The 23604-nt window shown below is 54.1% G+C and carries 23 protein-coding genes and 1 tRNA gene; 12 read left to right on the top strand and 12 right to left on the bottom strand.

Translation table 11 applies throughout. The features are described from left to right. Positions 1-19: 19 nt before the first annotated feature. Entirely contained in the window at positions 20-886 is an 867-nt protein-coding gene (locus OLX08_RS07440) for a branched-chain amino acid aminotransferase (RefSeq protein ID WP_391480672.1), read from the bottom strand. Between the two features lie 140 nt (positions 887-1026). Between OLX08_RS07440 and OLX08_RS07435 the strand changes: the two genes are divergently transcribed. From OLX08_RS07435 to dxs, 6 genes are read left to right on the top strand one after another with little or no spacing between them, the layout of a single operon-like run. Continuing rightward, on the top strand, positions 1027-1530 hold the full coding sequence (locus tag OLX08_RS07435; RefSeq protein WP_341247152.1) for a MarR family winged helix-turn-helix transcriptional regulator: 504 nt from the start codon (positions 1027-1029) through the stop codon (positions 1528-1530). Beyond that, positions 1530-2240 carry a response regulator gene (locus OLX08_RS07430; protein ID WP_391480670.1) on the top strand — a complete coding sequence of 237 codons (711 nt, stop codon included), beginning with the start codon at positions 1530-1532 and terminating at the stop codon, positions 2238-2240. The genes OLX08_RS07435 and OLX08_RS07430 overlap by 1 nt, the downstream gene beginning before the upstream one ends. A gap of 40 nt (positions 2241-2280) precedes the next feature. Further along, complete coding sequence (locus OLX08_RS07425) at positions 2281-3207, top strand: histone deacetylase family protein (RefSeq protein WP_391480669.1); 927 nt, start codon at positions 2281-2283, stop codon at positions 3205-3207. Next, positions 3204-3446: an exodeoxyribonuclease VII small subunit gene (locus OLX08_RS07420; RefSeq protein ID WP_048598484.1), complete on the top strand. Its 243-nt coding sequence runs from the start codon at positions 3204-3206 to the stop codon at positions 3444-3446. Before OLX08_RS07425 ends, OLX08_RS07420 begins: the two co-directional genes overlap by 4 nt. Further along, on the top strand, positions 3447-4310 hold the full coding sequence (locus tag OLX08_RS07415; RefSeq protein ID WP_391480667.1) for a polyprenyl synthetase family protein: 864 nt from the start codon (positions 3447-3449) through the stop codon (positions 4308-4310). It begins immediately after the preceding gene. A gap of 11 nt (positions 4311-4321) precedes the next feature. Then, on the top strand, positions 4322-6250 hold the full coding sequence (gene dxs, locus OLX08_RS07410) for a 1-deoxy-D-xylulose-5-phosphate synthase (RefSeq protein WP_391480666.1): 1929 nt from the start codon (positions 4322-4324) through the stop codon (positions 6248-6250). Here the strand turns inward: dxs and OLX08_RS07405 are convergent. Then, complete coding sequence (locus OLX08_RS07405; protein WP_391480664.1) at positions 6247-7008, bottom strand: ion transporter; 762 nt, start codon at positions 7006-7008, stop codon at positions 6247-6249. The two genes, dxs and OLX08_RS07405, sit on opposite strands and share 4 nt — an antisense overlap. A 46-nt stretch (positions 7009-7054) precedes the next feature. Then, on the bottom strand, positions 7055-7924 hold the full coding sequence (locus OLX08_RS07400; protein ID WP_391480663.1) for an SDR family oxidoreductase: 870 nt from the start codon (positions 7922-7924) through the stop codon (positions 7055-7057). 161 nt (positions 7925-8085) lie between these two features. On the opposite strand from OLX08_RS07400, the gene OLX08_RS07395 reads away from it, so the two are divergent. From OLX08_RS07395 to OLX08_RS07380, 4 genes are all read left to right on the top strand, one after another. Further along, the gene (locus OLX08_RS07395) at positions 8086-9552 is read left to right on the top strand and encodes an AMP nucleosidase (protein WP_391483203.1); all 1467 of its coding nucleotides are present in this window, start codon (positions 8086-8088) and stop codon (positions 9550-9552) included. Between the two features lie 123 nt (positions 9553-9675). Continuing rightward, on the top strand, positions 9676-9963 hold the full coding sequence (locus OLX08_RS07390; RefSeq protein ID WP_048598478.1) for an HU family DNA-binding protein: 288 nt from the start codon (positions 9676-9678) through the stop codon (positions 9961-9963). 89 nt (positions 9964-10052) lie between these two features. Next, a complete protein-coding gene (locus tag OLX08_RS07385) occupies positions 10053-10919 on the top strand; it encodes a DMT family transporter (protein ID WP_391480660.1) in 867 nt (288 codons plus the stop codon). Positions 10920-10931: 12 nt separating this feature from the next. Continuing rightward, on the top strand, positions 10932-11324 hold the full coding sequence (locus OLX08_RS07380) for a thioredoxin domain-containing protein (RefSeq protein ID WP_391480659.1): 393 nt from the start codon (positions 10932-10934) through the stop codon (positions 11322-11324). 6 nt (positions 11325-11330) lie between these two features. Here the strand turns inward: OLX08_RS07380 and aroC are convergent, their stop codons facing one another. The 7 genes from aroC to dapF all read right to left on the bottom strand — a co-directional run bounded on the left by aroC (position 11331) and on the right by dapF (position 18182). Continuing rightward, a complete protein-coding gene (gene aroC / locus OLX08_RS07375) occupies positions 11331-12434 on the bottom strand; it encodes a chorismate synthase (RefSeq protein WP_391480657.1) in 1104 nt (367 codons plus the stop codon). A gap of 124 nt (positions 12435-12558) precedes the next feature. Beyond that, positions 12559-13353: a cytochrome c1 gene (locus OLX08_RS07370; protein ID WP_391480656.1), complete on the bottom strand. Its 795-nt coding sequence runs from the start codon at positions 13351-13353 to the stop codon at positions 12559-12561. Positions 13354-13367: 14 nt separating this feature from the next. Beyond that, on the bottom strand, positions 13368-14711 hold the full coding sequence (locus OLX08_RS07365; protein WP_391480654.1) for a cytochrome b: 1344 nt from the start codon (positions 14709-14711) through the stop codon (positions 13368-13370). Positions 14712-14723: 12 nt separating this feature from the next. Beyond that, positions 14724-15287: a ubiquinol-cytochrome c reductase iron-sulfur subunit gene (gene petA, locus OLX08_RS07360; protein ID WP_048598472.1), complete on the bottom strand. Its 564-nt coding sequence runs from the start codon at positions 15285-15287 to the stop codon at positions 14724-14726. Between the two features lie 197 nt (positions 15288-15484). Beyond that, a complete protein-coding gene (locus tag OLX08_RS07355; RefSeq protein WP_391480652.1) occupies positions 15485-16114 on the bottom strand; it encodes a glutathione S-transferase in 630 nt (209 codons plus the stop codon). Then, the gene (gene mtaB / locus OLX08_RS07350; protein ID WP_391480650.1) at positions 16111-17364 is read right to left on the bottom strand and encodes a tRNA (N(6)-L-threonylcarbamoyladenosine(37)-C(2))-methylthiotransferase MtaB; all 1254 of its coding nucleotides are present in this window, start codon (positions 17362-17364) and stop codon (positions 16111-16113) included. Before mtaB ends, OLX08_RS07355 begins: the two co-directional genes overlap by 4 nt. Continuing rightward, entirely contained in the window at positions 17361-18182 is an 822-nt protein-coding gene (gene dapF, locus OLX08_RS07345; protein ID WP_391480649.1) for a diaminopimelate epimerase, read from the bottom strand. The genes mtaB and dapF overlap by 4 nt, the downstream gene beginning before the upstream one ends. A 97-nt stretch (positions 18183-18279) precedes the next feature. Between dapF and OLX08_RS07340 the strand changes: the two genes are divergently transcribed. Then, positions 18280-18355: transfer RNA gene (locus OLX08_RS07340), tRNA-Lys, on the top strand. A 127-nt stretch (positions 18356-18482) separates the two neighbouring features. Then, positions 18483-21686: a 2Fe-2S iron-sulfur cluster-binding protein gene (locus OLX08_RS07335; RefSeq protein WP_391480647.1), complete on the top strand. Its 3204-nt coding sequence runs from the start codon at positions 18483-18485 to the stop codon at positions 21684-21686. A 1-nt stretch (position 21687) separates the two neighbouring features. Here the strand turns inward: OLX08_RS07335 and rlmN are convergent, their stop codons facing one another. Then, positions 21688-22872: a 23S rRNA (adenine(2503)-C(2))-methyltransferase RlmN gene (gene rlmN / locus OLX08_RS07330; RefSeq protein ID WP_391480645.1), complete on the bottom strand. Its 1185-nt coding sequence runs from the start codon at positions 22870-22872 to the stop codon at positions 21688-21690. Between the two features lie 119 nt (positions 22873-22991). Further along, positions 22992-23513 carry an invasion associated locus B family protein gene (locus OLX08_RS07325; protein ID WP_048598782.1) on the bottom strand — a complete coding sequence of 174 codons (522 nt, stop codon included), beginning with the start codon at positions 23511-23513 and terminating at the stop codon, positions 22992-22994. Positions 23514-23604: the final 91 nt, after the last annotated feature.

Below are 23604 nucleotides of genomic sequence, written 5' to 3'. Positions count from 1 at the left end.
AGGGCAGTTTAGGGACTGTTTAGGCGCGTACCAGCTTTTCATAATCGCTGGCGATGTCTTTGACCAAAGCACCCACTTCAAAGTTGTAGTCACCGATTGTGCCGACTGGTGTGACTTCTGCTGCTGTGCCGGTCAGCCAGCATTGCTCAAAGCCTTCAAGCTCTTCTGGCATAATGATCCGCTCGTTCACGGTAATGCCTTTTTCTTTCAGCATCTGGATCACTGTTTGGCGGGTGATCCCGTTTAGGAACGCATCAGCGATTGGTGTATGAACCTCGCCGTCCTTTACGAAGAAAATGTTGGCGCCGGTCGCTTCGGCCACGTACCCGCGGTAATCAAACATCATCGCGTCCGAGCAGCCTTTTGCTTCGGCCGCGTGCTTGGACATTGTCGCAATCATGTAAAGACCCGCAGCCTTGGCTTGGGACGGCGCTGTTTCAGGGCTTGGGCGCTTCCATTTTGCGATGTCCAGTTTTGCGCCTTTATTTTTGGCGTCGCCGTAGTAGTTGCCCCATTCCCAAACCGCGACGGCCAGGTGCACAGGGTTGCGCGCAGCTGCGACGCCCATATCTTCACCGGATCCGCGCCACGCAACAGGACGCACATACGCATCCGTCAGGCCGTTTGCATCAAGTGCGGCTTGTTTGGCAGCTTCGATTTCTTCAACAGTATAAGGGATTTCGAAGTCGATAAGTTGACCAGAACGGATCAGTCGCTCGGAGTGCTCTTTAGACTTGAAGATTTTGCCCGAGTAGCAGCGCTCGCCCTCAAACACAGAGGAGGCGTAGTGCATGGCATGGGTCAGAATGTGGACATTTGCGTCCCGCCATTCGACCAATTTGCCGTCCATCCAGATTTTTCCATCACGGTCATCATAGCCAGCCATTTTCAGCCTCCATTTGCTAATGTTGCTCAAATTAAGACCGAAACGGTCATAAAGTTGCGTAAATTATAGGCTTGGCTAGCAATCGATTCTTGGAATGTCAACAACACTGACGTATTGTCGCAGCTAAGGAGGACAGAAATATGCGAGATAACCGGAACGAAATGCGCGGCCCGAACCTGCTGTTTTTGACGGATGAACAGCTTCGCAAAGGCATTGAGGCAATGTTCTTTGCCTATCGTGGGTTTACCGCAGATCCGGATCGTGTGTTGTCTGAAAAAGGATATGGCCGCGCGCATCACCGCGCAGTTCACTTTATCCACCGCTCGCCTGGGACGACTGTTAACAACCTGTTGGGGATTTTGGGCGTAACAAAACAATCGCTGAACCGTGTCTTGCGTAGTTTGATCGATGATGGTCTTGTCGAAAGTAAGGTCGGAACCCAAGATAAACGTGAGCGTCATTTGTATCTGACGCCTGCTGGTCACGCCTTGGAGACAGAGCTGTCGGAGGTGCAAACGGCGCGGGTGCGCAGTGCGTACCGCGCGGCCGGTCCAGAGGCGGTGCAAGGGTTTCGAACGGTGTTAGAGGCGATGATGGACACAGAAATGCGCCGGTATTTTGATAAGTTGAAAGAGACTGAGTAATGGAAAACGAAGCCCACCTGCTGATTGTTGATGATGACGAGCGTATTCGTGGGCTGCTCCAAAAGTTTCTGATGAAGAACGGCTTTTTGGTCAGTGCGGCCCGTGATGCCGCACACGCGCGTCGTGTGTTGGCGGGGCTTGAGTTTGATCTGATCGTGCTGGACATCATGATGCCGGGGGAAGATGGCATTAGTCTCACACGGAATTTGCGCGAGACGCTGCAGACGCCAATTCTATTGCTGACAGCCAAAGGTGAAACGGACGACCGCATCGCGGGTCTTGAAGCTGGCGCGGATGACTACTTGGCAAAGCCGTTTGAGCCTAAAGAACTATTGCTGCGGATAAACGCGATCTTACGGCGGATTCCTTCGGATACGATGTCGGATAGCTTGCCAAAAGTGTTGCACCTTGGACCATGCCGTTATGACATTGACCGTGCCGAGTTGCGCCGCGGCGATGAGGTGGTTCGCTTAACAGCGACCGAGGTTCAGTTGATGAAAATCTTTAGCGCCCAGCCTTCTGAGCCGATCAGCCGTATCAAACTGGTCGAAGATCTTGGTCGTGACAGTGGCAAAGACGGCGGCAAGGCCCAAGAGCGCGCGGTTGATGTGCAAATCACGCGGTTGCGTCGCAAGATTGAGGCCGATCCAAAACAGCCGCGGTATCTACAAACTGTGCGCGGTGCCGGTTACATGTTAGCACCAGACTAACATACGCCCATTCGAAACACCAAAAAATGGAGGAGCGATCATGGCCACAGCATTGATCACCCACCCCGAATGCCTTGAGCATGTCACGCCTCCGGGCCACCCCGAACAAGTCGCGCGGCTTGATGCGGTGCTGAGTGCGCTGGATGGTCTTGATTTGGTGCGGGTACCTGCTCCGTTTGCGGCCGACGACGATTTGTTGCGGGCACATCCCAAATCGCATGTCACGGCCATTCGACAATCTGCACCTGATAGCGGCTGGACCTCTCTTGATGCTGACACGCACATGTCTGTCGGCTCGCTTGGCGCGGCGCTGCGGGCTGCGGGTGCAAATGTTAAGGCTGTTGATATGGTCTTGGGGGGCGATGTGCAAAATGCATTTGCTGCGGTCCGCCCACCCGGTCACCATGCTGAACGCGAAACACCAATGGGGTTTTGTCTGTTTGGTTCGGTCGCCATTGCTGCGAAACATGCGCTGGACCATCACGGCCTAAGCCGTGTGGCAATTGTTGATTTTGATGTGCATCACGGCAACGGCACACAGGACTTGGTCGAGAGTGATCCGCGCATCCTCTTTTGCTCAACCCACCAAATGCCGCTTTACCCAGGTACGGGTCACGCCCATGAAACGGGCGCTTACAATAACGTCTTGAATATCCCGCTGCCGGGCGGCGCCGGCTCTGCTATTTTTAAGCAAGCTATCACGGAACAAGTCCTGCCGATGTTAAAGCGTTTTAAGCCTGAGTTGTTGTTAATTTCAGCGGGGTTTGACGCACACAGTGCTGATCCGCTTGCTGGTATGGATCTATCTGAGGGTGATTTTGCATGGGTGACGCATCAGCTGTGCGATATCGCAGACGAATATTGTGGTGGGCGGGTGGTCTCGACCCTCGAGGGCGGTTATGATCTTGATGCCTTGGCCACGTCGGCGAAGGCACATGTTGAAGTCTTAATGGAGCGCGGGCAATGAGCGAGACACCAGTAGCAGAGATGAGCTTCGAGCAGGCAATTGCCGAATTGGAGCGTGTGGTGACCCAATTGGACAGTGGCTCGGTTGAGCTTGAGGCATCCATCGCGCTGTATGAGCGCGGAGCAAAACTAAAAGAACATTGCGAAGCGAAGCTGAATGCCGCTGAAGAAAAAGTGGCCAAGCTTACGTTAAGTGCAGATGGCGCTGCTGTTGGCACAACTCCTCTGGACGCTGAATAAATGAGCTTTCAGGCGGCGCTAGGTGATGCGGCAAAAGTATCCGAGGCCTGTATCGCCGATGCGTTAAAGGGCTGCGCAAGCGCTATTGCGGAGCCAATGATCTATGCGACACGTGGTGGCAAAGCATTACGCGCGTTCTTGGTTTTGGAAAGCGCACGCCTTCATGGAATTGGTCCTAATGAGGCGAGAAACGCTGCAGCAGCGATTGAATGCCTGCATGCGTATTCTTTGGTGCATGATGACTTACCCTGCATGGACGACGATGATTTACGCCGAGGGAACCCGACCGTTCATGTGAAGTGGGATGAAGCGACAGCTGTTTTGACTGGTGACGCTTTGCAGACTTTGGCGTTTGAGTTGATTGCCCAGACCCAGTGTAGCCTACAAGCGCGATTAGATTTGTCCCTAAGCCTCGCGCGTGCCAGTGGAATTAACGGGATGGTCGGTGGGCAGGCTGCAGACATTGCCGCCGAGACGGCACAAATTCCGCTGACGTTGGATCAGATCATTGCATTGCAAAAAGGCAAAACTGGCGCGCTGATTGAATGGTCTGCGATGGCTGGTGCGGTCATGTCAGAAGCCTCAACAGATGCCTTGCAAACCTACGGGGATCGACTTGGCCTCGCGTTTCAGATCGCTGATGATGTGTTGGATGTCACAGGTGATGCGGCGACGGTTGGTAAGGCTGTTGGCAAAGATCAAAGCGCAGGTAAAGCGACATTCGTCTCATTGCTGGGCCTTGAGGGGGCAAAAGCCCGCGCATCTAATCTGGTTGATGAAGCCTGCGACGCCCTTGCGGGTTTCGGCGATGATGCTGATACGCTAAAGCAAGCGGCACGTTTTGTGATTACTCGCGGCCATTAAGGATAACGATCATGTCTGACAGACCACACACACCGGTTTTGGACCGCGTCAGCACACCTGCAGATATGAAAAGCCTTAGCGATGCAGAACTGCACCAGCTTGCTGATGATGTCCGGTCTGAGGTGATTAGCGCAGTATCGGTCACGGGTGGTCACCTTGGTGCGGGCCTTGGTGTTGTTGAGTTGACGGTGGCACTTCACGCTGTTTTTGACACCCCGAAAGATAAGATCATCTGGGATGTTGGCCATCAATGCTACCCCCACAAAGTTTTGACTGGACGTCGTGACCGCATCCGTACGTTGCGCCAAAAAGACGGGCTAAGCGGTTTCACAAAGCGCAGTGAATCTCCGTTTGACCCATTCGGTGCTGCCCACAGTTCCACATCTATTTCTGCTGCACTCGGCTTTGCGGTCGCTCGTGATTTGGGGGGCGCCCCGCCCGAAGGAAACGGCGATGCAATTGCTGTCATTGGTGACGGCTCAATGTCAGCGGGCATGGCATTTGAAGCGATGAACAACGCGGGCCATCTGAAAAAACGCATGATCGTTGTATTGAACGACAACGAGATGTCGATTGCGCCGCCTGTTGGCGCACTATCTTCGTACCTAAGCCAGCTTTATGCCGGCGCGCCGTTTCAAGAATTTAAGTCCGCCGCAAAGGGTGCAGTAAGTTTGCTGCCGGAACCTTTCCGCGAAGGGGCGAAGCGCGCGAAAGATATGCTGAAACACATGACTGTGGGCGGCACATTGTTTGAACAGTTGGGCTTTTCCTATGTTGGCCCGATTGACGGTCACGACCTTGATCAGCTTTTGCCAGTTTTACGCACTGTCCATGATCGCGCGACTGGCCCAATCTTGATCCACTGCATTACGAAAAAAGGTAAAGGCTATGCTCCTGCTGAGCAGGCGCGTGACAAAGGGCACGGTGTCTCCAAGTTCAACGTTGTGACGGGCGAGCAGAAAAAAGCACCCAGCAATGCGCCAAGTTACACCAAGGTTTTCGCGCAAACCCTTCTCGATGAAGCCAGCCGTGACGATAAAGTTTGCGCCGTAACTGCTGCGATGCCCGATGGGACTGGGTTGAACTTATTTGCAGAACGCTACCCAAGCCGGTGCTTTGATGTGGGCATTGCCGAGCAACACGGCGTTACGTTTTCAGCGGCTCTTGCGGCGGGGGGCATGAAACCGTTTTGCGCGATGTATTCAACGTTCCTACAGCGCGGTTATGATCAGGTCGTTCATGATGTGGCCATTCAGCGCCTACCTGTTCGTTTTGCGATTGATCGCGCAGGGCTTGTAGGCGCGGATGGGGCGACGCATGCGGGCGCGTTTGATGTTGCTTACCTCAGCAATCTGCCTGACTTTGTCGTTATGGCGGCCGCTGATGAGGCAGAGTTGGTGCATATGGTTGCCACAGCTGCGGCTTATGATGATGGCCCTATCGCTTTCCGTTTTCCGCGGGGCGAGGGTGTTGGGGTTGAGCTTCCTGAACGCGGCGAAGCGCTTGAAATTGGTAAGGGTCGCATGATCCGTGATGGCGCACGCGTTGCCATTTTGTCTTTCGGGACCCGGTTGGCGGAAGTAGAGGCTGCCTGTGAAGCGCTTGCGGCGCGCGGCATAACCCCAACCGTTGCTGACGCCCGTTTTGCCAAGCCCCTTGATCGCACATTGATCTTGGATTTGGCGGAACAGCACGAGGCTTTGATTACCATCGAAGAAGGTGCTGTTGGTGGTTTCGGATCACACGTTGCGCAGCTTTTAGCGGATGAGGCTGTTTTTGACACTGGCCTGAAGTTCCGTTCCATGGTGTTGCCCGATACGTTTATTGATCAGTCCAGCCCCGAAGATATGTATGCGATGGCCGGCCTTAATGCAGCAGATATTGAGGCAAAAGTTCTCGATGTTCTTGGGATTACGAAGCTTGATAGCAAACGCGCTTAGCGTTTGCTTAATTGCTCTTCGATTGACTTTAACCGCTCTAAAACTTCATCGCGGTATGCGTCTGTGACAGCGTTCGTTTCTTCTGCGTGCGCTTCTTGCATCGAGTTCACAACCAGACCTACGATTAAGTTCACCACGGCGAATGTGGTGACCATGATGAAAGGTACAAAGAAGAGCCACGCATAGGGGTAGACCTCCATCACGGGGCGCACGATGCCCATGGACCAGCTTTCCAGCGTCATGATTTGGAACAGTGAATATAGCGATAGCCATAAGCTTCCGAACCATTCCGGAAACGCAGAGGCGAATAGCTTGGTCGCCATAACTGCGCTGATGTAGAAGATCAGCGCCATCAACAAAAAGACACTGCCCATGCCGGGTAGTGCGTTCACAAAACCTTCGACGACCCGCCGCAACGATGGCGCCACTGTGATGACGCGCAGCACCCGCAGGATCCGCATGGCCCGCAAAACGCTAAGCCCTTGCGCGGCTGGAACAAGGGAAATGCCTACAATAATGAAGTCGAACCAGTTCCAGCCCGACCGAAAAAATCGGCTGCGATAGGCTATCAGCTTCGCCGTCAATTCAAGTACGAATACGGCTAAACACGCGCTATCGAGCGTTGTGATCAGCGTCCCATAGTTTTGCATCAGCCCGTTTGATGTTTCCATTCCCAACAAGATTGCGTTGAAAATGATAACGCCCATTATGATGTTGCGTGTCAGTGGGCGCTCAAGAAATACAGTCAACTGGTGCATGATTATGGTCCTTTGGTTGAACGTGATATGTGTGCTTATGCAGCGCTTACAATGGGCGCTCAGCGCTGTCCTGCTCTAACTTCAACAGCGCCCGCAGGCCGGTTTTGTAATCTGGGTATTTCAGTTTAACGCCCAACTCCGTTTTGATACGCTCGTTTGAGACTTTCTTGGACTCTGCGTAAAAGCTGCGCGCCATCGGAGTCATCTCTGCTGTCTCGTAGTCGATTGCGGGTGGAACTGGTGCGCCAAGCAATTGCGCTGCGTATTCAATAACGTCTTCGGGGGGTGCAGGATCATTGTCGCAAAGGTTGTACACCGCACCAATGTTTGGACGTGTGATTGATGCCCATAACACCTGCGCAATATCCTCTACGTGAATTCTGCTGAACACCTGACCTTGTTTGATGATCCGCCGCGCGGTTCCGTTGCGGACCTTGGCAAAAGGGCCACGACCGGGCCCATAAATGCCAGCCAGCCGAAAGATGTGAAGCGGTAGGGTAGGGATGCTTTGCCACTCTGCCTCGGCACTCACACGCAGTTGCCCGCGTTTTGTGGCAGGGGTCAGTGCCGTAGCTTCATCCACCCAGTCCCCTTGATGGTCGCCATAAACCCCTGTGGTCGATAAGTAACCTGCCCACTCAAGACGCGGTGCAAGCGCCTTAATCTCGTCTTTAAGGGTGTTCAAAACCGGATCACCCTGCTCGGACGGCCCCGCACTGATCAGCAGATGTGTCGCCTCTTTCAAAGCGGTATCAAGTGCCTCGCCGGGCCATAAGATTGGCTTGATCCCCTCAGCCCGCAAAACTTCTGCTTTTTCTTTGGTGCGGGTGGTGCCGTAAACGGTCCAGTCACGGGGCAAAATTCGACTTAGGGCGCGTGCGGAAAATCCATGGCCAAATGAAAGTAGGGTCGGCATGTGAAAACTCCTTGATCCACCGCAACGGTCCGAAAGTGAGCAGGACAGGGCACGTTAAGCGACGCGCGAAAATCTGGTTGATGTTGCCAAGTTCGGGTGCAACGATTTGCACGGTATAACAAATGAGAACAGGCGGACCAGTGATGATTGACCCTACCAGAATGCTACCGGTATGTTCGCCCGAACAAGGTGCGCCGCAGCACTTTACAAACGCGGCTGAGGCGGTGGTTCGACTTAGGGAGCTTTATGATGAAGCAGTGGAGTTTCTGTGCGCCCATTTCGAAGCCAGTCTGACTGGTGAAAGCCCCACCCAACGGTTCCGCGCCTTCTACCCAGAAATCAGACTGCATTCGACAAGCTTCGCGCAGGCGGACAGTCGCCTGTCTTTTGGTCACGTACCAAGTCCAGGTATCTACGCGACGACAGTGACGCGGCCTGACTTGTTTGCCAGCTACCTTGAACAGCAGATCGATCTTTTGCTGACCAATCACGGCGGTGAGGTTGAAATTGGAACGTCCCAAACGCCGATGCCCGTCCATTTTGCTGTCGCTAACAAAGGTGGGCTGAATGTCCCCCAAGACGGGGCGGTCAAGTTTACTCTGCGCGATGTTTTTGATGTTCCAGATTTGTCGACAACCAACGATGACATCGTAAATGGCCTTGGGTTTACTTATGAAGATGGGGCAATGCCTCTTGCGCCGTTCACTGCGCAACGGGTGGATTATTCGCTGGCTCGGCTTTCCCATTACACGGCTACGGACCCCAGTCATTTTCAGAACCATGTCCTGTTTACGAACTATCAGTTTTACGTCGAGGAGTTTGAAGCCTACGCCCGCGAAATGCTGCGCGATCCTGCAAGTGGCTATACCGCATTTGTTGGTCCTGGTAATGACATGATTACGGACCCCGATACGGCCTGCACACCGCCTGCGAAGCTGCCGCAGATGCCAACGTACCATCTTAAGCGCGCCGGTGGCGGTGGGATTACTTTGGTCAATATCGGGGTGGGTCCGTCCAATGCAAAGACGGCCACGGATCATATCGCAGTGCTGCGCCCGCATGCGTGGCTAATGGTTGGTCACTGTGCGGGTTTGCGAAATTCCCAAGCCTTGGGCGACTTTGTGCTGGCCCATGCGTATCTGCGCGAAGACAAAGTGCTGGATGATGATTTGCCTGTTTGGGTGCCCATTCCACCGCTGGCCGAAATTCAGATTGCGCTGGAAAAAGCTGTAGCGCAGGTCACGAAGCTTGAAGGCTATGACCTAAAACAAATCATGCGCACAGGAACGGTTGCCAGCCTTGATAATCGTAATTGGGAACTGCGCGATCAAGAAGGTCCGGTTCAGCGCCTTTCGCAGTCGCGGGCAGTGGCGCTTGATATGGAAAGTGCAACAATTGCTGCCAACGGTTTTCGCTTCCGTGTGCCGTATGGGACGTTGCTGTGCGTTTCGGATAAACCGCTGCACGGGGAGTTGAAATTGCCGGGAATGGCCTCTGATTTCTACACAACTCAGGTCGCACGGCACCTCATGATTGGTATTCGCGCGATGGAATACTTGCGCGATATGCCACTTGAACGCATCCATTCACGCAAGCTCCGGAGCTTTGAAGAGACCGCATTCTTGTAAAATAGGCGAAAAAAGGCGGTTTTTTGCGGTTTTTCCAATCACAAAGAGTTGTGTGGGGACACTATATACCGTTAGATTACGCCCATGAGGCCCAAAATCGGGCGGAATGAGGAGACCTGTAAAATGGCGAAACCAATGACAAAGACCCAACTCGTAGCAGCACTTGCTGAGGAAATGGGCGTAGACAAGAAATCTGCTGGCGGCGCGCTTGAAGCGGTTGTTTCGCTTATTACACGCGAAGTAAGTGCTGGTGGCGCTGTGACACTTCCAGGCGTTGGCAAAATCTATTGCCGCGAGCGTCCGGAGCGTATGGTGCGCAACCCAGCTACTGGCGAAATGCTGAAAAAAGATGCGGATAAAGTTGTCAAAATGACAATCGCAAAAGCGCTGAAAGACAGCGTTAACGGCTAAGTCGACCACAGACTTTATCGTGAATAGAGGGGTCGCCATGATGCGGCCCCTTTTTAGTTTCGGCCCTATTTCATCAGGAGTGTAGCAGCGTGGATCTACGTTCGGTTTTTCTGGGGCTGTCGTTTGCCCTGATGTGGTCGTCGGCGTTTGCATCTGCACGCATCATTGTTCTTGAGGCGCCGCCCCTCATGGCGCTGTCGTTGCGTTTCTTCATTTCCGGAACGGTTGCTGTCGGCATTGCATTGCTGCTCAAACAAAGCTGGCGGCTGACTAAGGCGCAGTGGCGCGCGATTGTTGTTTTTGGATTGTGCCAGAATGCCCTGTATTTGGGTCTGAATTTTATCGCAATGCAAACGGTTCAAGCGTCTATTGCCGCGATCATCGCGTCTACCATGCCTCTTTTGGTCGCTTTGGTTGGGTGGGTATTTTTGCGCGAGCGTCTGCCTATTGTTGCGCTGCTTGGCTTGGTCACGGGCCTCGTCGGTGTTCTGGTTATCATGGTGCCACGGCTACAAGGCGGTCTTGATCCGTGGGGTGTTTTGCTATGTGTGCTGGGCGTGGCGTCCCTGACGGTTGCAACACTATCGGTCCGTAACGCGGTTTCCAGTGGGCAGGTTTTGATGATTGTGGGGCTTCAGATGCTTGTAGGCTCTGCCGCGCTTACTGTGCCTGCGCTGCTTTTTGAAACGTGGAATGTCACGATCACCCCGCTTCTTGCCAGCGCATTTATTTACACGACCCTTGTGCCCGGTTTGGCGGCGACGGTAATTTGGTTCGTCTTGGTCAGCCGGATTGGTGCTGTGCGCGCCGCGACTTTCCATTTTCTTAACCCGTTTTTTGGTGTCGCATTGGCAGCAGTTTTGCTGGGGGAACAGATAGGGTTGATCGACGTTCTTGGCGTTGCCATTATCGCTGCAGGAATTTTTGCTGTGCAGGTGTCAAAGCAAACTAAGTAGAGGGTTACGAGTATGAAAGTTTTGTGGGTGGCGTTGGGTTTGTGTTTGGCTGCATCCGTGGTGCAGGCGCGGGGCCTCGAATATCAGCCTCGCCTGGACCGAGATAAGCTGTCGCAAGGTGCAACTGTGTTACTCGATTTTCGGACCGATTGGTGCATCGCTTGTGCGCGGCATGCCTCCATCATTGATACGCTCAAAGAGCAAAATCCAGCTTTACGCGCGGCGATTACCTACATCGTTGTGGACTACGATACTTACGGTGAATCGGGCATGGCCGAGAAACGGCGGGTAACACAAAACGGCACACTTTTGCTGTTGCGTGGAAGCCGCGAGCTTGGCCGCGTTGAGGGCGCAGTTATGAACGACAGCGCCATTAAGGAACTGCTGGAACTGTCGCTTAATTAGCGTGCCTTAACCGATTGTGCCGCGATTGCCGCCAGTTTGGCCACGGTGCAGCAACATATGATCCAGCATTACACAGGCCATCATGGCTTCGCCGACAGGAACCGCACGGATGCCAACACATGGGTCGTGACGGCCCTTGGTGATGATCTGGGTTTCTTCACCGGCTTTGGTAATTGTTTTGCGCGGCGACAATATAGAGGAAGTCGGCTTCACGGCGAAACGTACCACGACATCTTGACCCGTGCTGATACCACCAAGGATACCACCGGCGTGGTTGCTTGAATACTCTGGCCCGTTCGGGCCCATAAAAATTTCGTCTGCATTATCGCGTCCGGTAAGTGCGGCGGCAGCCATCCCTTCACCAATTTCAACGCCTTTGACCGCGTTGATCGACATCATTGCAGCGGCTAAATCTGTATCAAGTTTGCCGTAAACAGGCGCACCAAGGCCAGTGGGAACATTGCGTGCAACCACTTCAATGATTGCTCCGACGCTGTTGTGATCGTCTCTACGCAACCATGTGAGGTAGTCTTCCCACTCTTTCGCGGCATCCGCATCAGGGCACCAAAAGTCGTTTTGCCCGATCGCATCCCAGTCAAACTTTGCGCGATCGATTTTCTTCTCTCCCATCTGAACCATGTAGCCCGTCACAGACATATCAGGGGCTATCGCCTTAATCGCTTCACGCGCGACACCACCTGCAGCAACGCGTGATGCGGTCTCGCGCGCGCTTGATCGGCCACCCCCACGGTAATCGCGGATGCCGTATTTTTGCCAATAGGTAATATCTGCATGGCCGGGGCGGAACTTCTCAACGATATCGCCATAATCGCGCGACCGTTGATCTGTGTTGCGGATCATTAGTTGGATCGGCGTACCGGTTGTTTGGCCCTCAAAGACGCCAGATAGAATTTCCACTGCGTCCAGTTCTTGGCGTTGTGTGGTGTTTTTGTTTTGGCCGGGTTTGCGCTTGTCCAACCAATGTTGAAGCATTTCCGGCGTTACGGGCACTTGGGGTGGGCAGCCGTCAACGGTAGCACCCAAAGCAGGGCCGTGGCTTTCGCCCCAAGTTGTCACGCGGAACAAATGTCCAAAGCTGTTCATGCTCATCGGTGGTGCACTCCCCTTTTGAGATTGCATAAAGCGCGGGCGGCTCGGCCTCAAGTGTCGCCCAAAGAAAAACGCCCCATCACAGTGGATGGGGCGCTAAATTCGTAAAACCTAATTGATAGGCTTATGCAGACTTTTTGCCCTTTGCTGCCGCCCACAAACGCTTGTTTGTGAGGTAAAGCAGGACTGAAAGCACAGACAAGAAGATCAAGCCGGTAAGACCTGCTTGCTTGCGCGCCATCATTTTAGGCTCAGCTGTCCACATCAAGAACGCAGACACGTCCTGAGCGATGTCTTCCAACTCGGTTGATGCATCTTCGTCTGCGAATTCAACATCATCACCGTAAAGAGGGGGCGCCATTGAAATCCAGCCACCTGGGAAGGCAGTGTTCTCATAAAGGATGGTGCCCGCTTCTTCTTTTTCTTCACCGGTGTAGCCAGCCAAGAGTGACGCAATGTACTCTGGGCCGCCCATGCCGTTGATAAGCTGGCTGATGCCTGTACCCGCAGGGCCGTGGAAGCCCGCGCGCGCTTTTGCCATCAAGGACAAGTCAGGTGCGTTAGCCAGTGCGGATGCTGGGAATTTGTCGGCAGGCGTCGCAGAACGGAAATCATCGATAGCGGCATCAAAGACTTCGTATTCTTCGGCGTACGCAAACACCTGATCTTCAGGAAGCGCAGGACCACCGTCGTCAGACAAGTTACGGAAAGAGACGTATTTCAAACCGTGACAAGCTGCGCAGATTTCAGTGTAAACCTGAAGGCCACGCTGAAGTTGGTTCTGGTCAAACGAGCCTGTCAGACCTTCAAATGAAAACGCGTAGTTCTCAATTTTTGCGTCTGATCCACCAGCAGCAAGCGCGCCACCGGCCGAAAGGCCGAGGGCAACTGCTGTGGTAAGGGCGAGTTTCTTCAACATTGGGTAGTCCTTTCTCACTCGGCTGGTGTGGCTACTGCATCTGCAGCGCCATCTTTTTTGCCGTAGTGGGCATTGAAGTCGTCTTCGATTGTCGTTGGCGGTGTCATCGGGTTCTCGATGATGCCAAGCAACGGCAGAATGACGAGGAAGTAAGCGAACCAGTAGGTCGACGCGATAAGTGAGATGAGATCGTATGGGAACTCAGCAGGGCGTGCGCCCACCCACATCAGCACGAAGAAGTCGACGACCAGAAGGCCAAACCACCATTTGAACATTGGGCGGTAGCGGCCAGAGCGGACTGATGATGTGTCCAACCATGGTGCCAATGCCATCACAGCGATCGCACCAAACATGGCAAGAACACCGAAGAACTTCGCATCAACAATGCCGAATGTTACGAAATCAGCCAACTGCACAACCCATACTTCTGCTGTGAAGGCGCGTAGGATTGCGTAGAATGGCAAGAAGTACCACTCGGGAACGATGTGCGCAGGTGTGACCAGCGCGTTCGCTTCAATGTAGTTGTCTGGGTGGCCAAGGTAGTTGGGCATGAAGCCAACAACTGCCATGAACACAACCAGTACGATTGCCAGTGCGAACAGGTCTTTGATTACAAAGTATGGCCAGAAGGGGAGTGTGTCCCGCTCTGCTTCTTCTTTGGATGTGCGACGTACTTCAACACCAGTTGGGTTGTTGTTGCCCGTTGTGTGGAATGCCCAAATGTGAACGATCACCAGACCAGCAATGATAAACGGCATGAGGTAGTGCAAGCTGAAGAAGCGGTTCAGCGCAGGCTGACCAACAGCGGATGCACCAAGCAACCATGTTTGAATGCTTTCACCAACGAACGGGATCGCACCGAACAGGCCAGTGATAACTGCCGTACCGTGGAACGACATTTGGCCCCAAGGAAGAACGTAACCCATGAATGCTGTACCCATCATCAACAGGTAGATCAGCATGCCGATGATCCATGTCACCTCACGTGGCGCTTTGTACGAGCCATAGTATAGGCCACGGAAAATGTGGGCATACACAGCGACAAAGAACAGCGACGCACCGTTCATGTGGAAATAGCGGATCATGTGGCCGCCGTTCACGTCACGCATGATGTGCTCAACAGATGCAAACGCCATATCAACGTGCGGTACATAGTGCATAACCAGCACGATGCCGGTGATGATTTGAAGTGCCAGAGTAAACGTCAGAACGATACCCCAGATCCACATCCAGTTAAGGTTCTTTGGTGTGGGAAGCATCAGCGTGTCATAAAGCAGGCCTACAACGGGAAGGCGCTTGTGCAGCCATTTCTGGCCGTCTGACTTTGGTTCATAGTGGTCGTGTGGAATTCCAGACATATGGTATCTCCCTTAACCGAGTTGGATTGTTGTTTCGTCGACAAACGATGCCGTTGGAACAGGCAAGTTGCGTGGCGCTGGACCCTTACGGATACGGCCTGCGGTGTCATAGTGTGAACCGTGGCATGGGCAGAACCAGCCGTTGAACTCACCAGCACCGTCGCCAAGAGGCACACAACCAAGGTGGGTACAAACGCCCATCATGACCAACCACTCGCCGTTTTCATCAAGAGCGCGGTTTTCATCGGACGCATCCGCATCCGCAGCAAGGTTCGCGTTGTCAGCGTTTGCATCCGGCAGAGCACCAAGATCAACCGCGCGTGCTTCGGCGATTTCTTCTGGGTTACGGCGGCGGATAAACACAGGCTTACCTTGCCAAAGAACAGTGATTTGCGTGCCAGGCTCAACATCGGCCACATCCACGCGGATGGATGCCAATGCCAAAACGTCAGCACTTGGGTTCATCTGGTTGACCAATGGCCAAACGGCAGCGCCGGTAACCACAGCACCTGCGCCAGCGGTGGCGTAGTAGATGAAGTCGCGGCGGGTGCCTTGCGTATTTTCTGCGTGAGACACGATCGTGTTCTCCCCTTGTTTCCGTTAGGCGGATCGGCCGAATGGGTCGATCAAATATGAACAGGCCACAGGGAATCCTGCAGCCGCTATCGACACGCTATTTAGAACGCAGATTGCAATCCGTCCAGCACACATTGAAGTCTGCCCGCCAAACTGCTCCAGTATGTCGCACAAACATACCTGTTTTTTGCATGTGTTTACGGATTTGAAGGGAAATAGACTGGCTCTGAAGGGCTTAGCTCGTCCCACCGCTCGTATTTGTTCATGATCGATTGAAACAAGGACGACGCCAAAAAATCACTGAGCCATTTTTGAACGCGTGGATAGGGCTGCCCGCCGAACCAGGTAGCGTCCGTGTTCGCAAATTGCCGGATGAACGGCAGAATAGCGTAATCCGCCAGCGATGCTGTATCACCGCCAAGCCAGGGTCCTGACAGGCGCGCCTCAAGCGTTGCAATAAATGTGCAGGCTTTCTCGCGCTCGGCGTTTGGGTCGGTGCCCGGAAAGCGCGTTGCGTATTTCGTGCGATCAAGGGCCGATTTGAATGGCCCGTCATTGAGCGCGATTAACTCAGCATCCTCGCCTGACAGTGCACCAAGAGGATGATCCGCCAAGGCCCACTTCATTATATCAAGGCTTTCCTCAATCACCTCATCGCCAATCACCAAAACGGGAACTGTGCCTTTGGGGGAGGCAGCAAGCATTGCCGCTGGCTTATCGCGTAAGATGATTTCGCGCAGCTCAACGCGGGTTTGCGATAGCGTAATCGCCAAGCGTGCGCGCATCGCGTAGGGGCAGCGCCTGAATGAATAAAGTATAGGTGTCATGCGACCAGATGTGTTGCCGTGTGCCCCGCGATCACTGCCTGCACGATCTGGCTTTCTGGCTGATCTGTCTCAAAATGCACTTCGGTGAATTGCTCTGTGCGTCCCATCCTTGGGTTTTCCATCAGCACGTTGTGGGTCTGGCCCACTTGCTGGGCCAAATGTGCGTTGACTTGCGCATCGCCAGCGGCCCGCAGCCGCGCCGCACGGTCTTTGATGGCGCCACCTTGCACCGCAGGCATGCGCGCAGCAGGCGTGCCGGGGCGTGGTGAATAGGGAAAAACGTGCAGCCACGTCAGATCGCATTCCTCAACCAGCTTCAAAGAATTCTCAAACATCTCTTCGGTCTCGGTTGGAAAGCCCGCAATAATGTCTGCGCCAAAAGTCATATCGGGGCGTAGCTTGCGCGCTTCTTGGCAGAATGCGATCGCGTCACCGCGCAGGTGCCGGCGCTTCATCCGCTTGAGGATCAGATCATCCCCTGCCTGCAGCGAAAGATGCAGATGTGGCATCAGACGCGGCTGTGTTGCGATGGCTTCCATCAAGGCCTCGTCGACCTCAATACTATCGATGCTTGAAATACGTAGGCGGGGCAGGTCAGGCACCAATTTCAAAATGCGCATCACCAAGTCACCCAGTTTGGGTGCCATCGGTAAATCCGCACCCCATGAGGTCAGGTCAACTCCAGTCAGAACGACCTCGTTATATCCACGCCCCACAAGCCGCTTGATCTGCTCAACCACCACGCCTGCGGCAACGGATCGTGAATTGCCGCGACCGTAAGGGATGATGCAAAATGTGCAGCGGTGATCGCATCCGTTCTGGACCTGCACATAGGCGCGGCTGCGTGTGCCGAAGCCGTCAATCAAATGCCCTGCGGTTTCCGTAACAGACATAATGTCGTCAACCTGAATGGGCTCAACCTTACCGACAAAGTCCGCCGCAAGCCCTGACCATGTGCCGGCGTCCATCTTCTCGGTGTTGCCAATAACTGCGTCGACTTCATCCATTTGGGCGAAACTGTCGGGGTCAATCTGTGCGGCGCAACCGGTCACGATAACCTTGGCGTCGGGGTTTTCACGACGCAGCTTACGAATATCTTTGCGCGCTTTGCGCACAGCTTCGGCGGTCACAGCACAGGTGTTGATGATGACTGCATCATTTAGGCCAGCACCTTGGGCCAGCTCTTTCATCGCCTCTGTTTCATAGGCGTTCAGGCGGCATCCGTGGTTTGAGAAAACAGGTGCGCTCATAAGCCCGCCAACCAATCGGGTGTCAGAACACCGTCAAAAACATGGGCTGTCGGGCCGGTCATCCACACGCCATCATCACGCCAATCAATTACTAACGTGCCGCCATCTAGATCAATTCGCACTTTGCGTCCGGTCAATCCGCGACGATGCGCAGCAACAGCCGTGGCGCAAGAAGACGAACCAGAGGCCAGCGTAATACCTGCGCCGCGTTCCCATACGCGCATCCGCAGATGGTCAGGACCTAAAACATGAACGACTTGGACGTTGGTGCGTTCGGGGTAAAGCGGATGGTGCTCGTGCTTATGACCAAAAGAAGCCAGATCAATTGCCTCGGCGTCATCCACAAAGAAAGTGCAATGCGGGTTGCCCATGCCAGTCGCTGCAGGGCTGCCATCAATCGGAAGCGACAAGGTATCGAGTGGCTCGGCAAGCGGTACGTCGTGCCACTCAAGTTGCGGTTGGCTCATGTTGATCCATGTTTCACCTTCAACCATCACCGCCCGAAGTGCGCCGCGGTCCGTTTGAAGCGGAAGCTCTGTCATGCCCGTCATTGCCATCTCGCGTGCAGCGATACAGCGGGTCGCATTTCCACACGCCCCCGATGTAGATCCGTCCGAGTTGTAAAACGTCAGACGCAGCCCGTCCTCGATGACGGCCAGTTGGTCGAATCCCACGCCGCGATTCCTGTCAGCGATGGCCGCAACCAGCTTTGCAGACACCACAGGACCACCATTACGGCTGTCGATCACGACAAAATCGTTTCCGGCACCGTGCATTTTCATAAAATTGACGGGCATATGATCAGTATTTTTGGTCATTTGAGCGGATATAGGGATTTCATAATAAAAGGGAAAGAGATTCTGAAAAAACGGGGTTGACCCCATCGGAGTGTCTTTCTAGATAAGCGCCTTGTGTGGGCCCTTAGCTCAGCTGGTAGAGCGGCTGACTTTTAATCAGTAGGTCACAGGTTCGAACCCTGTAGGGCTCACCATTTTCTCTCTTTTCTACCATGAGAGTGATGAGTGAACACGCGAGGCAACGGATGCCTCCGCAAGGCATTCCACTTTTTCACATAATGCTGCTACCACTGTTCCAAACAACCTTTGGACCACAGCTTTATGACCGTTCGCTTCTTCTCTGACAAAACGCGTCCCATTCATATGGGGCCATACCCTTCAGAGCTTTTGGCGCGGGGCGAGCAGCCGATGTTGCGTGGTGCTCCAAAGCAAACCCAACTGACATTCACGTCTGACAAGCCGCATTCTGTCATCAATGCCATGCGCGAACATCAAGCAATGCTAGATGCCATTCGGGACGGGCTGATCAACCGCGGGCAAAGCGACATCCCGTCCGATATTCAAGAGCGTGCGGATCACCTTAAGGCCTTTGGCTTTTTCAACGACGCAGCCGCTGTCGGTATTTGCCGCATCACGGATACGGACCGCCTTGTGGCGCCGTTCCGCAACCCTGACATCGACCGCCTGGCCCATGACCTGCAAACGCGACAAACCAAATCGCTGGCATCTGGCATTGATATGATCATGGCGGATCTGAAAGACTCGGTCCAAGCGCCTGTAACCTCAATTGATGATCACACCCACGCCATTGTCTTTTTGTACGAAAATCCGCGGGATATTCTGCCGGATGAAATTGGCACAGAATGGATTGAGGGCGCCTATGCCCACCGCGCAGCCTTGCTGGCGGCTGAATCTGCGACTGTCATTGCCAATTACTTGCGCGTTTTGGGGCATTCGGCGCGCGCGCATACGGCCAGCACAAGTGATGTGGACCTTGGCCGTCTTTCGGTCAGCGCGGGCCTGACAACTGTCGAAAATGGTGCGCTGACCCATCCTTATGTTGGTACGCGATTTGGTCTGGCCGTTGTGACAACCTCGCTTGATCTTGCGGTTGATCGCCCGCTTGTCCCTTTGGTGGAGCAACCCAAAAGTGCGTTTGGCATCCGTTGGAAGCTTGGCACAAAATCCGCGAAAAATGCATTGAACGCGGCGCCTTTTGCCAAGCGGCGCTTTGTAGATGGGGCACATCCGTTCGAGACACTAAAACGTGTAGATGATCCTACAACTTACATTGACGAGGCGCGGGTGGCACGCGTTCCAAAGCGCACAGATATGTTTGCGCGTGCGCAGTTCGGCGATATGGGCAAGCCGCTGCAAAAGGCCTCCACGGGTGGCTTGTATGTGCGAAAATCGGCTCCGTCGTCGGCGCAGCGCCGTGCGCTTGGGGCGTTTGTTCTGTTGCAAGACGGTGTGCCAGCGGCTGAAAAAACGCAGCTAAGCCCGACTGAGGCCGCCAATTTGGTGAAAGCCACCAGTTACTTTCTGGGCGTCGACGCTGTTGGCATTTCGCGCTGCCCTGATTGGACGTGGTATTCACATGATGCAACGGGTGCACCGATCACGCCCACCCACGATCAGGCAATATCGATGATTGTTGATCAGGGCTATCCGTCGATGGAGGGGTCGTCGGGGGATGACTGGATCGCGGTTGCGCAATCCATGCGCGCATATTTGCGGTTCTCTTTGTTGGGCGGTGTGTTGGCTAAACAAATCCGTAATCTTGGGTATTCCGCCAAGGCCCACACGGTGATGGACGGTGAGGTATTGCAGCCGCCGCTGTTGCTTTTGGCAGGGTTGGGCGAGGTCAGTCGTATTGGTGAAGTTATCCTTAACCCCTTTCTGGGGCCGCGCCTGAAATCTGGTGTGGTAACCACGGACTTGCCGCTTAGTCATGACAAGCCGATTGATTTCGGGCTGCAGAACTTTTGTAACGCGTGCAACAAATGTGCGCGTGAGTGTCCAAGCGGGGCGATCACCGCAGGACCAAAACTGATGTTCAATGGCTATGAGATTTGGAAATCTGATAGCCAGAAATGCACAACTTACCGCGTAACAACACCGGGTGGCGCGATGTGTGGTCGCTGTATGAAAACTTGCCCGTGGAACCTTGAGGGGGTCTTCAAGGAAAAGCCATTCCGGTGGGCCGCGATGAATGTGCCAAAGGCAGCACCGTTATTGGCAAAACTTGATGATGCAGTTGGTAATGGCGGTTTGAATAGCGTCAAAAAGTGGTGGTGGGATCTCGAAATTACTGAGGACGGCGGTTACCGCCCTACGGATAAACCGGTCAATGCGCGCGATCTTCAAAAGGATCTTGATCTGAAATACGAAGACCAAACCCTTGCGGTTTATCCGGCCAACCTTGCGCCCCATCCCTATCCGTATCCGTTTGAAATGGACCGAGAGGCGGGGATCAAAGCCTACCGTGATATGATCACCGCAGATGCCTACAAGGCCAAGCTGGCGGCTGGCGAAGTGGCCGAGGTTGCGCATACCTACACCGCCGATGGGGACAGCCCTGTGATTGAGATGCGCATCTCAAAAGTCGAAAAGATGACGGCCGATATTACGAAATACGAGTTCACTGCAGCAGACGGCGCGCCCCTTCCTGCGTGGCAGGCTGGTGCGCATTTGGACGTGTTGGTATCACCGGAATACCTTCGCCAGTATTCCATGTCTGGTAATCCCGCTGACAGGACCACCTATCAAATTGGTGTGCTGCGCGAGGATGATGGCCGCGGGGGATCTAAGCTGATGCACCGCATTTTTGAAGAAGGCCGCAGGGTCTTTGTATCGCCCCCTATCAACCACTTTGCCCTTGAGCAGACCGAACAGATGACGCTTTTGTTTGGTGGCGGGATTGGCATTACGCCGATGATCGCAATGGCCCATGAATTACACGCCGAAGGCCGCCCGTTTGCGCTGCACTATTCTGGCCGCACGCGCGCTTCTATGGGGTATTTGGATGATCTGGCAAATGCGCCATGGGCCAGCCATGTACATCTACACATTACTGACGAAGGTACACGGGTTAAACTGGATGAAAGCATCCCCGCCTATGAAAAAGGTATGCACATTTATACCTGCGGCGGTGAGGCTTATATGAAGTCTGTCATTCAATCTGCGGCGGCGCGGGGCTTTCTGGAAGAAGCGCGACATCTAGAGTATTTCAGCGTGCCAGAGCAGCCCGATTACGTGAACGAGCCGTTTGCCATCAAGCTAAATGACGGGCGCACGCTTGCGGTGCCCAAAGATAAAACGGCGGCGGATGTCCTTAATGAAAACGGTATCCGCGTGGATGTGAAATGCTCGGACGGAATTTGTGGCGTGTGTAAATGCGGTGTGAAAAGCGGTGATGTGGAGCACCGTGATTTTGTGCTGTCAAAAGCACAGCGCGCAGACGCAATTATTTTGTGCCAGTCGCGCGCTGCTGAAAAAGATGGGGTGCTAGAGATTGATCTTTAGATCAATCCTGCGCCGCCATGCCCGCTTCGGCCTCAATTTGCTTGCGTGATTTACGCTCGCGCTCGGTCGCGGACTTTAGCTGACCACATGCGGCCATGATGTCCTCGCCGCGCGGTTTGCGCACTGGGCTTGAGTAGCCTGCATTGTAAACAATATCGGCGAACGCACGAATGCGGTTGTTCGACGAGCGTTCATAAGGTGCGCCTGGCCATTCGTTGAATGGGATTAAGTTGATCTTGGCGGGGATGCCCTCGATCAATTTCACCAAGCGGTGCGCATCTTCGTCACTGTCGTTCACGCCTTTGAGCATCACATATTCAAACGTAATCCGCTCAGAGTTGCTTGCCTTTGGGTAAGCGCGCAACGCATCCAAAAGCGCCTCGATGTTCCACCGCTTGTTGATCGGCACAAGGGTGTCACGGATGGGGTCGGTGGTAGCGTGAAAGGACACTGCCAACTGACAGCCAATTTCTTGGGCGGTGCGAGCAATCTCTGGCACCACGCCGCTGGTCGACAAAGTGATGCGGCGGCGTGACAGTTGGATGCCCTCTGGGTCCATCGCAATCTTCATCGCGTCACGGACGTTCTCAAAGTTGTAAAGCGGCTCACCCATACCCATCAGAACGATGTTCGACAGCAACCGTCCTTCAACGTGCTTTTCACCCGGTGTTGGCCATTCTTCCAGATCGTCCCGTGCCATCATAACTTGGCCGATAATTTCACCCGCGGTCAGGTTGCGGACAAGCTTTTGCGTGCCCGTATGACAGAATGAACACGTCAGCGTGCAGCCAACCTGCGAGCTGATGCACAAGGTGCCGCGATCGGTTTCGGGGATATAAACCACCTCAACTTCGTGGCCGCCTGCGATACGTACCAACCACTTGCGGGTGCCGTCGTTGCTGACTTGCTTTGATACAACTTCGGGGATCTCGATTACGAAATTCTCTGCAAGTTCGGCACGGTATGCTTTGGACAGGTTTGTCATCGCATCAAAATCGCGCACCCCCCATTGATAGAGCCACTGCCAAATCTGGCCTGCCCGCATCTTGGCCTGCTTTTCGGGCGCACCGGCCGCGATTAGCGCTTCGCGCAACGCAGGGCGTGTCAGTCCGATCAGGTTAACCGGCCCGTCCACTTGCTTGCGCGGGATCGTCAATACATCTGGCGTAACGGGTGCATTGGCCATGCTGGGGAATCTCCGAATTGGAATATGACGCATCTCATACGGCACTGCCTGTCAAAACGCAAAAGGACCAGTGCGCGCACCAGTCCTTTGTTTCAAAGCCCACATGGGCGATTATGGGATCAGCCTGCGCAGCGCTTTGCGGCGTCATCAACTGCGGCGGTGTAGCCAGACAAGCTAAAGGTGTCTTTGGTGATCGTGCCGCGTGATGAACGGGCCGTAAGCGTTGCAGTCGCGCCGCGCTTCATGGCTGTTACGATCTTGGCGTCATCCTCGGGTGTTGCGGGCCACGCCCACTCGCCATCAGTGAACAGATCAAACGACGCGGAACCGATTTCCATGGAAACAGTCGATCCGTTTGCGAAAGGATAACCGCCCGTGAAGGTCAGCTGATTTTTCACAGATGCGCCGGGGCGGAAGAATGTGAACAACAAAATGTCACCGCGGCGTACCGCAACAACGCGGCCATCTTTGGTGTTTACTGTTTCTTTCGGTGCCGAGACCGCCCAACATTCCGTCGGGTTGCTTTCAACAAAGACGCTCCAGTCCGTTTTGGCAGCCACTTGGTTGCTCGATTCCTGCGCAAAACTCGCCGTAACCGAAAGGGCCAGCACCGCGCATGCAGTCGTCAGTTTCGAAATCATGTTCACAGCCTCCAAGCTGTTTTGCCTGTGGATCCACCGCTGCGGCCCAGATTTTTCTTGGGTCATCGCAATTGGCGGGTTTTCAACTCGA

Origin of the sequence: Nereida ignava (assembly GCF_047114695.1) — a bacterium.
In the GTDB taxonomy this organism is placed as follows: domain Bacteria; phylum Pseudomonadota; class Alphaproteobacteria; order Rhodobacterales; family Rhodobacteraceae; genus Nereida; species Nereida ignava.
This window is presented reverse-complemented; position numbering and strand designations above follow the sequence as displayed.

What these genes read in the sequence shown, in the direction of transcription:
- OLX08_RS07440 (WP_391480672.1), bottom strand. Translation starts at nt 886, where the DNA reads ATGGCTGGCTATGATGACCGTGATGGAAAAATCTGGATGGACGGCAAA.
- OLX08_RS07435 (WP_341247152.1), top strand. Translation starts at nt 1,027, where the DNA reads ATGCGAGATAACCGGAACGAAATGCGCGGCCCGAACCTGCTGTTTTTG.
- OLX08_RS07430 (WP_391480670.1), top strand. Translation starts at nt 1,530, where the DNA reads ATGGAAAACGAAGCCCACCTGCTGATTGTTGATGATGACGAGCGTATT.
- OLX08_RS07425 (WP_391480669.1), top strand. Translation starts at nt 2,281, where the DNA reads ATGGCCACAGCATTGATCACCCACCCCGAATGCCTTGAGCATGTCACG.
- OLX08_RS07420 (WP_048598484.1), top strand. Translation starts at nt 3,204, where the DNA reads ATGAGCGAGACACCAGTAGCAGAGATGAGCTTCGAGCAGGCAATTGCC.
- OLX08_RS07415 (WP_391480667.1), top strand. Translation starts at nt 3,447, where the DNA reads ATGAGCTTTCAGGCGGCGCTAGGTGATGCGGCAAAAGTATCCGAGGCC.
- dxs (WP_391480666.1), top strand. Translation starts at nt 4,322, where the DNA reads ATGTCTGACAGACCACACACACCGGTTTTGGACCGCGTCAGCACACCT.
- OLX08_RS07405 (WP_391480664.1), bottom strand. Translation starts at nt 7,008, where the DNA reads ATGCACCAGTTGACTGTATTTCTTGAGCGCCCACTGACACGCAACATC.
- OLX08_RS07400 (WP_391480663.1), bottom strand. Translation starts at nt 7,924, where the DNA reads ATGCCGACCCTACTTTCATTTGGCCATGGATTTTCCGCACGCGCCCTA.
- OLX08_RS07395 (WP_391483203.1), top strand. Translation starts at nt 8,086, where the DNA reads ATGCTACCGGTATGTTCGCCCGAACAAGGTGCGCCGCAGCACTTTACA.
- OLX08_RS07390 (WP_048598478.1), top strand. Translation starts at nt 9,676, where the DNA reads ATGGCGAAACCAATGACAAAGACCCAACTCGTAGCAGCACTTGCTGAG.
- OLX08_RS07380 (WP_391480659.1), top strand. Translation starts at nt 10,932, where the DNA reads ATGAAAGTTTTGTGGGTGGCGTTGGGTTTGTGTTTGGCTGCATCCGTG.
- aroC (WP_391480657.1), bottom strand. Translation starts at nt 12,434, where the DNA reads ATGAGCATGAACAGCTTTGGACATTTGTTCCGCGTGACAACTTGGGGC.
- OLX08_RS07370 (WP_391480656.1), bottom strand. Translation starts at nt 13,353, where the DNA reads ATGTTGAAGAAACTCGCCCTTACCACAGCAGTTGCCCTCGGCCTTTCG.
- OLX08_RS07365 (WP_391480654.1), bottom strand. Translation starts at nt 14,711, where the DNA reads ATGTCTGGAATTCCACACGACCACTATGAACCAAAGTCAGACGGCCAG.
- OLX08_RS07355 (WP_391480652.1), bottom strand. Translation starts at nt 16,114, where the DNA reads ATGACACCTATACTTTATTCATTCAGGCGCTGCCCCTACGCGATGCGC.
- mtaB (WP_391480650.1), bottom strand. Translation starts at nt 17,364, where the DNA reads ATGAGCGCACCTGTTTTCTCAAACCACGGATGCCGCCTGAACGCCTAT.
- dapF (WP_391480649.1), bottom strand. Translation starts at nt 18,182, where the DNA reads ATGACCAAAAATACTGATCATATGCCCGTCAATTTTATGAAAATGCAC.
- OLX08_RS07335 (WP_391480647.1), top strand. Translation starts at nt 18,483, where the DNA reads ATGACCGTTCGCTTCTTCTCTGACAAAACGCGTCCCATTCATATGGGG.
- rlmN (WP_391480645.1), bottom strand. Translation starts at nt 22,872, where the DNA reads ATGGCCAATGCACCCGTTACGCCAGATGTATTGACGATCCCGCGCAAG.
- OLX08_RS07325 (WP_048598782.1), bottom strand. Translation starts at nt 23,513, where the DNA reads ATGATTTCGAAACTGACGACTGCATGCGCGGTGCTGGCCCTTTCGGTT.